13 protein-coding genes and 1 pseudogene are annotated in these 14669 nt (G+C 41.4%); 5 read left to right on the forward strand and 9 right to left on the reverse strand.

The genetic code is table 11. The annotated features are described in order from the left end of the window. Positions 1-42 precede the first annotated feature (42 nt). Positions 43-588 (reverse strand): adenylyl-sulfate kinase, encoded by a 546-nt coding sequence (gene cysC / locus IM479_RS00210; protein ID WP_287077994.1) that lies wholly within the window; start codon positions 586-588, stop codon positions 43-45. Positions 589-791: 203 nt separating this feature from the next. Here cysC and IM479_RS00215 point away from each other — a divergent pair, with 203 nt between their 5' ends. Further along, positions 792-2960, forward strand: a complete 2169-nt coding sequence (locus IM479_RS00215) for a lytic transglycosylase domain-containing protein (RefSeq protein WP_287686916.1) — start codon at positions 792-794, stop codon at positions 2958-2960. Positions 2961-3015: 55 nt separating this feature from the next. Next, positions 3016-3846, forward strand: a complete 831-nt coding sequence (locus IM479_RS00220) for an energy-coupling factor transporter transmembrane component T family protein (protein WP_286824326.1) — start codon at positions 3016-3018, stop codon at positions 3844-3846. A gap of 9 nt (positions 3847-3855) precedes the next feature. Here the strand turns inward: IM479_RS00220 and coaE are convergent, their stop codons facing one another. Then, positions 3856-4437 carry a dephospho-CoA kinase gene (coaE, locus tag IM479_RS00225; RefSeq protein ID WP_287686918.1) on the reverse strand — a complete coding sequence of 194 codons (582 nt, stop codon included), beginning with the start codon at positions 4435-4437 and terminating at the stop codon, positions 3856-3858. A 12-nt stretch (positions 4438-4449) separates the two neighbouring features. After that, entirely contained in the window at positions 4450-5175 is a 726-nt protein-coding gene (gene purC / locus IM479_RS00230; protein WP_287077982.1) for a phosphoribosylaminoimidazolesuccinocarboxamide synthase, read from the reverse strand. A 337-nt stretch (positions 5176-5512) separates the two neighbouring features. On the opposite strand from purC, the gene IM479_RS00235 reads away from it, so the two are divergent. Beyond that, positions 5513-5809, forward strand: a complete 297-nt coding sequence (locus IM479_RS00235) for a DUF7219 family protein (protein ID WP_287686920.1) — start codon at positions 5513-5515, stop codon at positions 5807-5809. Positions 5810-5895: 86 nt separating this feature from the next. On the opposite strand, the gene thrS is transcribed toward IM479_RS00235, so the two are convergent. After that, a complete protein-coding gene (gene thrS / locus IM479_RS00240; RefSeq protein WP_287686921.1) occupies positions 5896-7695 on the reverse strand; it encodes a threonine--tRNA ligase in 1800 nt (599 codons plus the stop codon). A 134-nt stretch (positions 7696-7829) separates the two neighbouring features. On the opposite strand from thrS, the gene IM479_RS00245 reads away from it, so the two are divergent. Next, positions 7830-8741 (forward strand): metal ABC transporter solute-binding protein, Zn/Mn family, encoded by a 912-nt coding sequence (locus IM479_RS00245; protein WP_287686923.1) that lies wholly within the window; start codon positions 7830-7832, stop codon positions 8739-8741. 74 nt (positions 8742-8815) lie between these two features. Here IM479_RS00245 and IM479_RS00250 read toward each other — a convergent pair whose 3' ends face one another. Together IM479_RS00250 and IM479_RS00255 are read right to left on the reverse strand one after the other, a co-directional pair. Beyond that, positions 8816-9907 (reverse strand): CobW family GTP-binding protein, encoded by a 1092-nt coding sequence (locus tag IM479_RS00250; RefSeq protein WP_287686925.1) that lies wholly within the window; start codon positions 9905-9907, stop codon positions 8816-8818. A 102-nt stretch (positions 9908-10009) separates the two neighbouring features. Beyond that, positions 10010-10447 (reverse strand): DUF4079 domain-containing protein, encoded by a 438-nt coding sequence (locus tag IM479_RS00255; RefSeq protein WP_287686926.1) that lies wholly within the window; start codon positions 10445-10447, stop codon positions 10010-10012. A gap of 4 nt (positions 10448-10451) precedes the next feature. On the opposite strand from IM479_RS00255, the gene IM479_RS00260 reads away from it, so the two are divergent. Continuing rightward, complete coding sequence (locus IM479_RS00260; protein ID WP_287686927.1) at positions 10452-13088, forward strand: M1 family metallopeptidase; 2637 nt, start codon at positions 10452-10454, stop codon at positions 13086-13088. Positions 13089-13184: 96 nt separating this feature from the next. On the opposite strand, the gene IM479_RS00265 is transcribed toward IM479_RS00260, so the two are convergent. The 3 genes and pseudogenes from IM479_RS00265 to IM479_RS00275 form a co-directional block, all read right to left on the reverse strand. After that, the gene (locus IM479_RS00265; RefSeq protein ID WP_287686929.1) at positions 13185-13796 is read right to left on the reverse strand and encodes a DUF4276 family protein; all 612 of its coding nucleotides are present in this window, start codon (positions 13794-13796) and stop codon (positions 13185-13187) included. A 24-nt stretch (positions 13797-13820) separates the two neighbouring features. Further along, positions 13821-14534, reverse strand: a pseudogene (locus tag IM479_RS00270) (AAA family ATPase); the annotation flags it as partial. Positions 14535-14556: 22 nt separating this feature from the next. Then, positions 14557-14669 (reverse strand): transposase (locus IM479_RS00275; protein ID WP_071784045.1); only part of this gene is annotated, 113 nt, incomplete at its 5' end.

Consider the following 14669-nt stretch of genomic DNA (forward strand, 5'->3'; position numbering starts at 1 on the left):
CGTCCCTACGATATTTTCCAATAATACAAAGTTATGCTGCGATTAAACCGCCACAGCTTGATGAATGTAGCCTAATTCCGTCAATTTGTTCCAGACTTTGGCGACACTTTCCTCTAAAGTCTCTAAATCGGTGCGGCATTCCACTTCTGGGTTAAAAGGTGGTTCATAGGGATCATCAATTCCCGTAAAAGACTTGATTTCGCCAGCACGCGCTCTTTTATATAATCCTTTCACATCGCGCGCCTCACAGACGTTTAAGGGAGCATTCACGAAAACTTCGACAAAACTGCCGATTTTTCCCCGTACTTCCTCGCGAATCTCACGATAGGGAGAAATAGCCGAAACTAGGACAATCACACCGTGACGGGTGAGCAAATTAGACACAAAACCAATGCGACGGATATTTTCATCGCGATCCTCTTTACTAAATCCTAAACCCTTGGTAAGATTCGTACGTACTATATCGCCATCGAGAACTTCAATGGAATAACCTTCAGCGATTAATTTTGCCTGTAATGCCTCGGTAATCGTGCTTTTCCCCGCACCACTCAATCCCGTTAACCAAACCGTCACGCCGCCTTGTTTCATAGCAATCATTAATAATACTTAAATCCTGTTTAGCGTACCATATCTCAGTGATCAGTGATCAGTTACCAGTTATCAGATGGGAGTTTTCAGTTCACTGATTACTGCTTACTGATAACTGAACAACCCCCCAACCTGATTGAAACAAACAACCTGTCGCCACGATCACTGATAATGTATGTTGAGTTACTGTCTTGAATAAGGTAATGTTTAAGAAATTCCCCCCTCACACCCCGCTCATTCTTGGACTAGGTTCTGGGGTTGCGCTTTTTACTCTCACCAGTCTCTTTCTCTTTCACCCGAAAATTCTTGCTTGGCTCGATCGCAATAGTGCTTCGCTTCCTAGCCAAGATGCTAACCAACCCTCTGCCGTGGTTGATAGCGTTTCCTTACCACAAACCGAGCGAGATGTCAAGTTAAAAGATGTGGCTGATGCCAACGCGCCCTCTTTAGATCGTAGTCGCGCCCGCTATCTCCTGGCCATGGATTTATTGAGAAAATATGAAGGGGGTCCGGCTTTAAAACAATTAGAAGGCTTAGAAAAACAATATCCTGTCCTCGCTCCCCAGATTCTCCTCAAACAGGGACGCGCCCACGAATTAAGCAACGATAGTGAAAAAGCGCGAGAAATTTGGCAAAAATTACTGGCAACCTATCCCCAATCGCCCGTAGTGGCGGAAGCTTACTACTCTTTGGGCAAATACGACCCCAGTTATCGTGAGAAATTGCTTAAGGAATACCCCCGACACCCCCTCACTTTGGCTTTAATTCGCCAACGTCTTCAAGAAAATCCCGATCAATTTCCCTTATGGTTGCAGTTAGCCAAGGCTAATCCTTTTGATCCTACCCTCAATCAGGCCCGCGATCGTTTGGTGAAAGACTACGCCAATCAGTTAACTCCGGCGGATTGGGCAATTATTGGGGCCGGTTATTGGCAGTCGGGATTGTACGAAAAGGCCTATAAAGCCTACGCTAAAGCCACTCCTAGCCCCGAACAAGCCTATCGTTACGCCCGCGGGCTACAAATTGCCAAAAAACTGCCAGAAGCTCGCACCGCTTACCAAAAATTAATTAAAACCTATCCCCAAGCCTCAGAAACCGGTTTAGGATTACTGCGACTCGCCCAAATTTCTCCTAACCGCGATGCCATAGCATATCTCGATCGCATTGTCAAGCAATTTCCCGATCGCGCCCCGGAAGCTTTGGAAGCGAAAGCCAAATTACTGGACTCAACTAATGCCCAGGCCGCTAGTCAAACATGGCAGACTCTATTAAATAAATACCCAAAATCCGACGAAGCCGCCGATTATCGCTGGTTAATGGCCCAAAGAGCCGCTAAATCCGGTGATTACGCCAAGGCGTGGCAGTGGGCGCAGCCAATTGCGGTTAATAATCCCGATAGTCAAATTGCCCCGAAAGCGGCCTTTTGGGTGGGAAAATGGGCGCAAAAACTCGGCAAAAACCAAGAAGCAAAACAAGCTTTTACCTACACTATTTCTCGTCATCCCCATTCCTATTATGCTTGGCGCTCGGCGGTTTTATTAGGTTGGGACGTGGGGGATTTTACCACTGTCCGCTCCTATAACCCTACCACCGTCAAACCCGCCACCCGTAACGCTCCCCCCGCTGGTTCGGAAGCTTTCAAGGAATTATATCGAATTGGTGAAGATACGGACGCTTGGAATCTCTGGCAAGCAGAAATTGTCGATCCTTGGAATTTAACCGTTGACGAACAATTTAACCTCGGTGTCTATAAACTCTCTCGCAATCAAAATTTAGAAGGAATTAACCTGATTTGGCGCTTGCGAGAAAGAGATACCCCGGAGGAAAAGAAAGCCTGGAAACTGCTGCGACAAAATGATAAATACTGGCACGCTTTATTCCCTTTCCCCTACTACGATACCATCCTGCAATGGTCAAAAGATAGACAATTAAATCCCCTGCTAGTGACAGCTTTAATCCGGCAAGAATCCCGCTTTGAAAAAGAAATTCGTTCTCCTGTGGGGGCAGTGGGATTAATGCAAATTATGCCCGATACGGGTAAATATATCGCAGGTAATACTGGCAATAAAAGTTATTCTTTAACTAATCCCGAAGATAACATTATGATGGGAACATGGTATCTGGATTATACCCATGGCAAATTCGCAGGAAATTCACTTTTTGCCGTGGCTAGTTATAACGCAGGACCCGGGGCAGTTTCCAAGTGGAGACAGCGTTTTGATTTTAGCGATCCCGATGAATTTGTCGAGAATATTCCCTTTAGAGAAACTAAGGGTTATATAGAATCGGTGTTTGGTAATTATTGGAATTATCTCCAGATTTATAACCCTGAAATTCAAGAGCAAATGAGCAGAATTGCTAACCCTTCCTAGGGAATTGATGGGGATGGGTAATTAACTCATTCCCTTACTAACTTTTTTCTTGATTATGCAATCATTTAACTGGCAAACCGTCGATCGAGATTCTCCTTTTACTCGCTTAGATTTTCGGACAAAATTAACCATGATGATCGTGGTTACTCTCATCGCTTTTACTTGGGAAAGTCCGCTCGCTGGTGGTTTACTAACTCTTATTGTCGCTTTAGCTTGTCTCTGGGCCGGAGTAAAATGGTCCTATATCCTCAACATTTTAAAATTCATGGCTCCTTTTTATCTATTCTTATTAATTACCATGGGATTTTTTAATGTGGAACAGGTAAAAGCTTTAACGGGAAAAACTGAATTAACTCCCTTATTAACTGTCGGTTCTGCCAAAATGACTGTGGAGGGAACCCTCTACGGTTTAAATGTAATCTTTAAAACTCTCACCATGGTTTTAATTATTCCCCTCGCTATTTTTACCACCGATATAAATCAGATGATGGTGAGTTTAACTAAAGCCAGAATTCCTTACAAAATAGTCTTTATTTTTTCCTCTACCCTGCGCTTATTTCCTCTCCTAGTAGAAGAATCTCGATCGATTATTTCTGCTCAAAGATTACGAGGATTAGCAATAGAAAAAATGGGTTGGCTGCAAAAAGGAAAAATTTACGCTTCTATCGCTGTACCTTTAATTTTAAACGCTATGGCTAAATCGCAAAAATTAGAGGTAGTTCTACAAGCTAAAGCTTTCTCTGGTGATCCTGATCGCACATTTTTACAGGAATCAATCTTAACCAATAAAGACTATTTATTAATTATTGGCTTTCTATTTTTATTGGTTTTGGCAATTATTCTCTATGTAAAATTCGGGGTGGGAAAATTTGCCTGGTTGTTTTAAGCTCAATTCCTATTGTATAGCTCGATCGATCTGGGTATATAAAGCTTCTAAATCCCCGGAATTGTCCAAAACAATATCAGCTAAGGCAATTTTTTCAGCTAAAGACATTTGATTATTAATCCGAGCGATCGCTTGTTCTTTGCTTAAGTTATTTCTAGTCGTTAAGCGTTGAATTTGTTGCTCGAAACCGCAGAAAACCACCCAAATCTCTGTGACTAAATGGGTTAGTTTGGCTTCCAATAATAAAGGGATAGAAAAAACAACTACAGGATTATCCAACAGGGCTAAATTCTGGTTAAAACATTCTCTAACGTAGGGATGAATCTGACTTTCTAACCAGATTTTTTCCTCGGGATTATTAAAAATAATCTCTCCTAACTGTTGGCGATTAAGGGAATTATCCTCAGTTTTAACTTTTCTGCCATAACGCTGAAAAATTCTCTCTAAAATTGCCGAACCTTTTTCCACTGCTTCCCGGGCATAAATATCCGCATCAAGGACGGGAATTTTGTAGATATTTTCTAAATAATTAGAAACCGTGGATTTACCAGAAGCTATTCCCCCTGTCAACCCGATAATTCTTCTCGACATAGCACCCTAAATTTATAAACTCTCTATCTGTTGTAAAACTCTTGTTTGTACTTGTTGATAGGCAGTTTCCACATCTCCTAAATCGCGACGAAAACGATCCTTATCGAGAATGCGCGCTTGGGCATCCTCTTGGGTTTTATCCCAGAGACGACAGGTATCGGGGCTAATTTCATCACCTAGATAAATTTTGCCCGTTTTATCAACTCCAAATTCTAACTTGAAATCGACGAGAATAATCTGGCACTTATCGAAAAATTCTTGCAGATATTGATTAATTCGCAGGGCTAAATCTCGTAACTGATTGACTTGATCCTCCCTGGCAATATCGATCACTTTTATGCGATCGGGTGTTAACAGAGGATCCCCCAAAGCATCATCCTTGAGGTAAAATTCTACAAGAGGAAAAGGTAAAACTTTCCCCTCCTCTAATCCCGTTTGCTTGCACAAACTCCCGGCGGCGATATTTCTGACTACTACTTCCAAGGGAATGATTTTAATCGCCTTGACGCGCATTTCCCTAGAACTAGGGCGATCGATATAATGGGTAGGTATTCCTAGGGATTCTAACCATTGAAATAGGGCAGTGGAGATAGTACAGTTAATTTCTCCTTTACCGACAATTTGCCCGCGTTTTTGGGCATTAAAAGCGGTGGCATCATCTTTGTAATAAGTGAGGAGAATATCGGGATCATCGGTTTGATAGAGAATTTTGGCCTTACCTTCATAGAGTTTTTCCATAGTTATCATCCTCGGCAATTGATAAACGAAAATCGATGGTTAATCAGATAGCGACAGCAGCAAATTTTGGCGATCAACCTAGACAAAAAATATATATCATTGGGTAGATGATCGTTGAAAAAAATAATGTATAATTGCTGCTTAAAGATAACTGTCAACATTTTGCGACCGAATCTTAACATATAACCAAAAAGTGTCACGATTTAAGTGGTCAATTTTTGGCGAATCAGCCAAGTTTCTACTTAAATCCTCAATGATAGCCAACAACTGATATTATCTCCCATTACCATTACCGAAAAATCTAAAGAAATTCCGCAAAATTACCCGCCTTCGCCCTATGAGTCAGAATCCTCCTAACGATGATAACCCGAATCTCCCCGATCGCCGCAAGGAGAATTTTCTTTATCCTCGCGCCCCCTACTATGGAGAATTTAAGCCAGAAAACTTGCTATTTAACGCTAATTTACAGGAATTTGCCCAAAAGATCAGTTTTATTTGTAATCTGGAAACGGGGGGCAAAATCAGTTCTCTAGAAGCCTACGAAAAAATTAAAGCCCTCTGGAAAGACTTAAAACAGAGCAAAAAAGGCCTAGGCATTGGGGAAAATCCCTTTCAAAAAGATGATGATACCTAAAGGATAATCAGGAAAAATCTCCTCAGGTTATCAAAAATGCTGGGACAGAAATATTTTCTGCCCCATACAATTAGATGAGCAAACGCTTAAAAATTACCGTGATTTTGGATGGCATTTTCTAATTTTGCCACCACTTCCTCGACGCTAATTACTCCTAAATCGCCCGTGGCACGGGTGCGAATACTTAAACTATTAGTTTCCATTTCTTTGGCCCCCACCACTGCCATCACGGGGATTTTTTCGGTTTCAGCATTGCGAATCATTTTACCCAAACGTTCGCCACTGGTATCGGTTTCGGCGCGAATTCCTAACAACTGCATTTTCGCTGTCACCTCTTTAGCGTAATCCAATTGACTATCACTAACCGGTAATAATCGTATCTGGACAGGGGCTAACCAAAGAGGAAAATCTCCCGCGTATTCTTCGATTAAAATACCGATTAAACGTTCCAAAGAACCAAAAGGGGCGCGATGAATCATCACCGGACGTTTACGATTACCATCTTCGGCAACGTATTCTAGTTCAAAACGTTCGGGTAAATTATAATCTACCTGTACTGTTCCTAACTGCCATTCTCTTTCGAGGGCATCTTGGAAAATAAAGTCTAATTTTGGACCATAAAAAGCCGCTTCTCCGGGGGCTTCAAAATAATCCATCCCCAAAGTTTGCACCGCTTTTCTAATCGCTGATTCTGCCTTTTCCCAAGCTTCATCGGAACCGATATACTTATCCGATTCGGGGTCACGAAAACTCAATCGCGCCTTAAAATTCTTTAATTGTAAACTCTTAAACACCGTCAAAATTAAATCAACAACGCTTAAAAATTCCTTGTCTAATTGTTCGGGAGTGACAAACAAATGGGAATCATCCACGGTAAAACCGCGAACTCTAGTCAATCCTCCCAATTCTCCCGATTGTTCGTAACGATAAACTGTACCGAATTCTGCCAAACGCATCGGCAATTCCCGATAGGATCTCAAATCACTTTTATAGATTTGAATATGAAAAGGACAGTTCATCGGTTTGAGCACAAATCCTATTTCCTTACTAGCAGATTCCTCATCGTCTGCCATCATGGGAAACATATCTTCTTTGTACTTTTGCCAGTGACCGGAAATTTTAAACAAATCGACGCGAGCAATATGGGGAGTAACTACGGGTAAATAACCGCGTTTTAACTGTTCTTTTTTGAGAAAATCTTCTAACAAAGAACGAATTAAAGTTCCTTTGGGTGTCCATAAAGGCAACCCCGGCCCGACAGAATCAGAGAAAATAAATAAACCTAATTCTTTGCCTAATTTCCGATGGTCGCGTTTGAGGGCTTCTTGTTTGCGGCGCTTGTATTCGGCTAATTGTTGGGGATTTTCCCATGCTGTGCCGTAAATGCGCTGTAATTGGGCTTTATTCTCATCCCCACGCCAATAAGCACCCGCTACCGTCTCTAATTCGATCGCTTTCGGGTCTAGTTCACTTGTATTGCTTAGGTGCGGACCGGCGCACAAATCCCACCAAGCGTCACCAAGATGATAAAGGGTGATGGGTTCTTGAATTCCCGCCAGAATTTCCAGCTTATAGGCTTCATTAATCGCTTTAATGCGCTTTTCCGCCTCTTCCCGAGAAACTTCCTCGCGCATCACCGGCAGTTTTTTATTGATAATTTTGACCATCTCTTTTTTGATGTCCTTGAGATCCTTATCGGTAAAAGGTTCCGGCACATCAAAATCGTAGTAAAATCCAGTTTCAGTCCAAGGCCCGATAGTAACTTGGGCTTTCGGGAATAATTTCTGCACCGCCATGGCCATAACATGGGAGGTGGTGTGACGAATTCGCTTGAGGTGGTCGGATTCGCTGGTTTTCGGTAGTTTAATCGGGGCTTGGTTATCCATATCTCTTGAATTTACACCTTCTCTATTCTCTATTTTAATAGTAAAAGGAGTCTTTAGTCAGGAAAAAAATCAAGATACATATCAATGCCATTTCCCCTCATCTCTAACCTCTAAACCCTCATCTCTATTTCCTGATGAAAAAACTAATTTTATCCTGTTTATTTTTGGGATTGGTTGCTTGTAATGCCGCGGTTAATACCACTGATAACCAAAAACCAAAGGTAATCTCCACTAGCACAATTATCGCCGATTTAACCGCACGAGTGGGCGGTGAAGAAATTGACCATCAAGACATTTTAAAACCGGGGGATGATCCTCACGTTTATGAACCGGTTCCCGCCGATAGTGTGGCTTTAGAAAAAGCCGATTTAATTCTCTATAACGGTTATAACCTCGAACCGGGGTTAATTAAAATGATCAATTCTACGGGAATTCAAGCGAAAAAAGTGGCCGTGGGAGAAGCAATTAAGCCTTTACAACTGGAAAAAGAGGGGCAGAAAGTACCCGATCCCCACGTTTGGGGTTCGGCCAAAAACGGTATAATCATGGTGGAGAAAATCCGAGATCAATTGATTGAATTAAGTCCCGAAGATAAAGAGATTTTTACTAAAAATGCAGAGCAATTAATCAGGGAATTAGAAAATCTTGATCGCTGGATTACTGCGGCTATTGAAACTATCCCCCCTTCCCAAAGGCAATTAGTCACCACTCATGACGCTTTTCAGTATTATGCTCATGCCTACGGGTTAAAGGTAGCGGGAACTTTAATTGGCATTAGTACCGAAGAACAACCTAGCGCCCAAACGGTGAAAAATTTAGCCGATGCTATTAAAAATCTCCAGGTTCCTGCTATCTTTGCCGAGACGACTATTAATCCCACTTTAATTACCACTGTAGCCGAAGAAGCGGGGGTGAAATTAGCACCACAACAATTATATTCTGATTCGATCGGTGCGGTGGGTACTGGAGGGGATAGTTATGTAAAAATGCTCAGGGAAAATACTCGCTCGATCGTGGAATCTTTAGGGGGAAAAGTACCCGAATAAAAATAAATAATTGGGGGAAGTGGGGAACTTAGGTGATGGGGGTGCGTTACCCTAGGCTAACACCCCCGCGGGGTTTATTTCCCAAATCCTTTACCGCGATTGACAGCAGGTAAAATGAGACAACTGTTAATCTGTTCTTTTAGGGTTTCATGATCGAGATTTTGACCGATAAGAACTAGCTGATTTTTGGGAGTACCTTTCCATTCGTCATCTTCGAGAGTAAAACGTTTACCACTGAGGTGGAAAATATGACGTTTAGGACTTTCATCAAACCAGAGAATACCCTTAGCGCGGAAAACGCTTTCTGGTAACTGATTATCGAGGAAATATTGGAACTTCCGAATCGAAAAAGGTTGGTCACTAGCAAAGGAAATAGAAGTAAATCCATCCACCTCTAAATGATTGGAATGGTCGTGATGATCGTGATCATGATCGTGGTCGTGATCATGATCGCAATGGTCGTGATCGTGGTCGTGGTGATCATGGTCGTGGTGTTCTTCTTTGCTGTCGAAATATTTATCCGATTCAAATAGTCCGACGCTGAGAATTAAGGGTAAAGGAACCTGACTTTTGCTAGTACGAAGAATTCTCGCTCCTTGCTTCATGTCCCGGATTCTTATTTCTAAAGAATCCACATCTGCTTCATCCACTAGATCGGTTTTATTGAGAACAATAATATCACCATAGGTGATTTGACTTAAGGCCGCTTGCGAGTTGAATAAATCGAGACTAAAATTGGCACAATCCACCATAGTGACAATGGAATCTAAACGGGTCATTTCCCGTAATTCCGTACCTAAAAAGGTTAAAGCTACCGGTAAAGGATCGGCTAATCCCGTGGTTTCTACGACTAAATAATCGATTTTTTCGGGACGTTCGAGAACTTTATAAACCGCTTGAATTAAATCCTCGTTGATCGTGCAGCAAATACAGCCATTATTTAATTCTACCATGCTGTCATCACTGCTGATAATCAGTTCGTTATCGATACCGATTTCACCGAATTCATTGACAAGAACAGCTGTTTTTAATCCCTGTTGATTGCTGAGAATATGATTGAGGAGAGTAGTCTTACCACTACCAAGAAACCCAGTAATAATTGTTACTGGAAGACCTTGTTTTGGCACTGACATCGTGTTAAGAGCTTGTGATTCGACGGTTTGCATAATGATTTGGGGGTGAGTATTCTGTCACTAAAAAGCGATTTTTCGGGATGAGATAGCTAGTTTTTCTCGATCAAACAGTCTCCACTCGATCGCCGACTATTTTTATTGTAGATATTTTTGGACCACATCCCATCCTGTTAGGGTAACAAAAAGAAAACCCAGAAACAATAAAAGATTAGTGCCGATGTGGAGAGACCGCGCTAGAGGTGGACGAGTTGTAATGTTCAGGCCGCTAATTGCCGAAACAAAAACCAGAAAAACCACCGATAAACCCGCTATCAGGTGGGAAGAGTGGCCTAAACTGCCATAATGACCGATTGTTCCCACTAATCCGATTCCCAGCAGAATTAAGACCAAAGCAACCATGATCAGGCCGCTGACCAGATGAAAGGATCTGAACCATTTCGGTCGAGATTGGCCCGCGAGTCGTCGATAACCCATGTTTACCCCCGAAACCGCTAATAAAAAATAGGCAAAGAGAGCAAATCCCATCGACCAAGCGGCAATTTTCCATAACCAGAGAAAGGAAGGGAGATTCATAGGGGTGGGATTATTATTAGCAAGGAAAGGGACGACCGATCGTGTTAATTTAAGTTTACCAGACAAAAATCAGCAAGTTAGGGCTAATATGTCTCATCTCACCATCGACACGGAAAATAATCAGCGTCAACCCTTTGAGTTACCCGGGGCTAAACCCCATTATAACCCCGATCGACCCGGACAAGTTAATCATATTTTTCTCGATTTAATTATTGATATTCCTCAGCAAAGTTTTCAGGGCAGCTGTCAGATTACCCTCACCCCCATTCGTCAGGGAATTAGCAGTTTAACTCTGGATGCGGTGGAGCTAAATATTAATTCTGTGTTCATTGAAGATATCAGTCAACCCTTTGACTATGATCGTTCTCTCCTGACTATTCATCTGCTACAACCCACTACCGATAAACCGATTATCCTCACGATTAACTATCAGGTTAAGCAACCACAACGGGGATTATATTTTATCGGACCTGACGAATATTATCCCGATAAACCGATGCAAGTTTGGACCCAGGGAGAAGATGAAGATTCTCGCTTTTGGTTTCCCTGTTTTGATTATCCCGGACAGTTAGCCACTTCCGAAATTCGGGTGAAAATTCCCCAACCCTATATCGCTATTTCTAACGGGGAATTAATCTCGGTGGAAAACGTTGGTGAAGACAGAATTTATCACTGGTCACAAAAGCAAATTCATCCTACCTATTTAATGACTCTTGCGGTGGGAGATTTTGCTGAATTACGCGACTCATGGAATGGTGTTCCTGTCACTTATTATGTGGAAAAAGGACGGGAAGAAGAGGGACAAAGAAGTATGGGTAAAACTCCCCGCATGATCGAGTTTTTTAGCCAAACGTTTGGTTATCCTTATCCCTATCCTAAATACGCACAAGTTTGCGTAGATGATTTTATTTTTGGTGGGATGGAAAATACTTCCACCACAATTTTAACCGATCGCTGTTTGATCGATCAAAGAGCAAGTATTGATCATACTTGGACAGAAAGCTTAGTTGCCCATGAATTAGCTCATCAATGGTTCGGTGATTTAGTGGTGATTAAACACTGGTCTCACGCTTGGATTAAAGAGGGAATGGCTTCCTATTCTGAGGTTTTATGGACAGAATCGGAATACGGAAAAGCTGCTGCTAGTTATTATTTATTAGGGGAAGCAAGAAGTTATTTAGAAGAAGATACTTCCCGCTATCGTCGTCCGATTGTTACTCATGTTTATCGAGAAGCGATCGAACTTTATGATCGTCATCTCTACGAAAAAGGTGCTTGTGTTTATCAGATGATTCGCTCTATTTTAGGGGAAGATTTATTCGGAAAAGCGATTCAGACTTTTGTGCGGGATAATGCTCATAAAACCGTGGAAACTGTGGACTTATTACGGGCGATCGAAAAAGCGACCGGGTACAATTTATTATTCCTCTTTGATCAGTACGTTTATCGCGGTGGTCATCCCGATTATAAGGTGGCCTACAGTTGGGACAATCAGAATAATTTAGCCCAATTAACTGTCACCCAAACCCAGGATGAAAAAGAACTATTCGACTTGAAAATTCCCGTCGCTTTTGCCTATCTCAACTCTGACGACCTTACCTACAATCTGCGGATTCACCAAAAAGAACAAAGTTTCTATTTTCCCCTAGCACAAAAGCCCGATTTTGTCAAGTTTGATCGGGGTAATAATTTCCTCAAAACCGTCACTCTTGAGTATCCTATCAGCGAATTAAAAGCGCAATTACAACAGGATCCCGATCCAATTTCCCGTATCTATGCAGCCATTGCCATTGCTAAAAAAGGCGGTTTAGAAGCGATCGAAGCTTTAGGGACATCCCTAGAAAATGAGCCTTTTTGGGGTGTGCGTGTGGAGGTGGCCAAACAGTTAGCAACTCTTGGTTTAGATCAAGCGGTTACTGCTTTAATTAAAGGTTTAAACGACGAAAAAGCACAAGTACGTCGGGCAATTGTCGAGGGATTAAGTGAAATTAAAACCTTAGATAGTTATAACGCGCTTAAATCCCTACTAGAAGCTGGAGATGCTAGTTATTATGTGGAAGCGGCCACGGCGCGAGGATTAGGCTCTATGGCCGTGGGACAATTGCAAGATCAAGAAGGGGAAATTATTGACCTACTCAATCATATTTTACAGTCAAGAAAGGGGTGGAATGAGGTAGTAAGAGCGGGCGCAATTGGCGGTTTAAGCCAGTTAAAAACCTCGCCGGCGGCTTTGGAGTCAATTTTGACCTACACGGCTTTAGGCACGCCTCAACCCCTGAGATTAGCAGCTATCCGCGCCCTGGGAGCGATTTCTTCGGGACAAACCACGGATAAATTAACCGTAATTTTGGAACGTTTAGAAACCATTGCCAAGGAAACTTTTTTCTTGACGCAGGTGGCAGTGTGTAACGCTTTAGGACAGATAGAAAATGCCAAAGCTATCGTTATTTTACAAGCTTTGAGCGATCGAACTCCCGATGGTCGCGTGCGTCGTGTAGCGGAGGAAGCAGTACAAAAAGTCCAGAAAAAATTAGGTTCCGAGAAAGCAATTCAGGAAATTCGCGAGGAATTAGAAAAAATGAAACAGGAAAATCAGGAACTTAAAAGTCGTTTGACCAAATTAGAGGCGAAAAATAGTTAGTTAAGCTGAGTTATCAGTTATCAGTTATCAGTTATCAGTTATCAGTTATCAGTTATCAGTTATCAGTTATCAGTTAAATAATTAGAGCGATTTTTTCTAGGGGAGCATCGCCAATAAACCTTGATAAAAAATCTGAAAACTAGGAGAACAATTATGAGCAGGAGTCATAAATTGAGAAATTTCTCTGGCTGCTTTCACTTTTTCTAAACCTCCTCGATGATACCCAGCTTTTTGAAGTATCTTTTCTAAGTTTTCCCAAGTTCCGCCTGTAATTTCATCGGGTTTTCTGTATTTTGCTTGCTGTCCCACATTAGTAGAAACTTTGGGATAGGCTGAGACTATAGCCTGAATATCACCAAAAAACCAAGCTTCTAGTTCTTCTATAGCAATTCTATTTAACACCTGAAATGTTTTTTTATCTTCGCTAATCGTTTTAGTGATAAGTCCTGTTTGTTGAGCGATATTTTCTAACTTTTCTTTGATTTTTTGACAATCTTCATTGTCTCTATCTACAAGAATAATGATTCGATAATCATCGGTTATCCAGCATTTATAACCTTTTAATCGCTCCGGTAGTTTTTTGATTAAATCGGATTTACCTCGAAAGGCATAAATTTTATAAGTGACATTCTCAAATAATATTTTAGGTAAAATTTGATTTAAACATTCTTGGGTAGAAAATTCTTCGACTAAAAATTCAAGATGCACTTTTTCCCTCCTTTGGTATTAAATTTAAATGCTAGGATTACCCACATCAAAATAGTTCTCCATCCATAATTGACCCAACAAAGCACCATTTTGAATAAATTCCTTAACTCCTTGCATTTCTGAAGTACTTTTAGCTTGAGTAAAACCCTTTTCATCTCGATAAAGCACCCAAACCTCCTCTGGTTTCAAACCATCTACAAAAAAGGGAGAATGAGTTGTTACCATTAATTGTGTACTTGCGGTCGCTGCCCGACATTCTTCTGCTAATTCAGGTAATAAACGGGGATGAAGATGATTTTCTGGTTCTTCTATTCCCACTAATTGCGGAGGGCTTGGATCATATAATATAGTTAAATAAGCCAACATTTTTAAAGTGCCATCGGAGGCAAATTTGGCAAGAATTGGACTTTGAAAAGGTGCGTCTTTAATCTGGAGTAAAAGCTGTCCATTCGGCATAATAGATGCTTCTACTTTTTCTAATCTGGGAATTCGACGAGAAAGGGTTTGTAAAATAGATTCTAATCGTTGAGGATGATCTTCTTTTAAATATTGAATAACATTAGGTAAATTGTCACCAGTTGGCGATAATCTTTCTTGCGCTCCTGCTTCGGGTTGATTGCGAGTATTATCTGCGGTTAAGTAGGAAAGATACCAACTTGTGATAAAACGACGCAAAGCACTAACCCGGGGATGTTTGGCCAATTGTCCCAGGGTACTAACAGCTAAAAATTCCGGGCTCTTCGTTACTCTTTATGCTAAATCAACAGACAAGATGCCAAGATAACATACTTCTAACCCAAAAATTCCGAAAGTTTCTAAAGCCATAGCCTCTTCGTTTTATTAGTTTAAGTTTATTGTTGATTCCCTCGACCA

This window comes from Microcystis sp. M165S2, from assembly GCF_020245885.1.
Classification (GTDB): Bacteria; Cyanobacteriota; Cyanobacteriia; order Cyanobacteriales; family Microcystaceae; genus Microcystis.

Bases quoted from the DNA above. Each gene is read 5' to 3' on its own strand.
- thrS (WP_287686921.1), bottom strand. From the start codon at position 7,695: ATGGATAACCAAGCCCCGATTAAACTACCGAAAACCAGCGAATCCGAC.
- coaE (WP_287686918.1), bottom strand. From the start codon at position 4,437: ATGTCGAGAAGAATTATCGGGTTGACAGGGGGAATAGCTTCTGGTAAA.
- IM479_RS00215 (WP_287686916.1), top strand. From the start codon at position 792: ATGTTTAAGAAATTCCCCCCTCACACCCCGCTCATTCTTGGACTAGGT.
- IM479_RS00255 (WP_287686926.1), bottom strand. From the start codon at position 10,447: ATGAATCTCCCTTCCTTTCTCTGGTTATGGAAAATTGCCGCTTGGTCG.
- IM479_RS00250 (WP_287686925.1), bottom strand. From the start codon at position 9,907: ATGCAAACCGTCGAATCACAAGCTCTTAACACGATGTCAGTGCCAAAA.
- IM479_RS00235 (WP_287686920.1), top strand. From the start codon at position 5,513: ATGAGTCAGAATCCTCCTAACGATGATAACCCGAATCTCCCCGATCGC.
- cysC (WP_287077994.1), bottom strand. From the start codon at position 588: ATGAAACAAGGCGGCGTGACGGTTTGGTTAACGGGATTGAGTGGTGCG.
- purC (WP_287077982.1), bottom strand. From the start codon at position 5,175: ATGGAAAAACTCTATGAAGGTAAGGCCAAAATTCTCTATCAAACCGAT.
- IM479_RS00245 (WP_287686923.1), top strand. From the start codon at position 7,830: ATGAAAAAACTAATTTTATCCTGTTTATTTTTGGGATTGGTTGCTTGT.
- IM479_RS00220 (WP_286824326.1), top strand. From the start codon at position 3,016: ATGCAATCATTTAACTGGCAAACCGTCGATCGAGATTCTCCTTTTACT.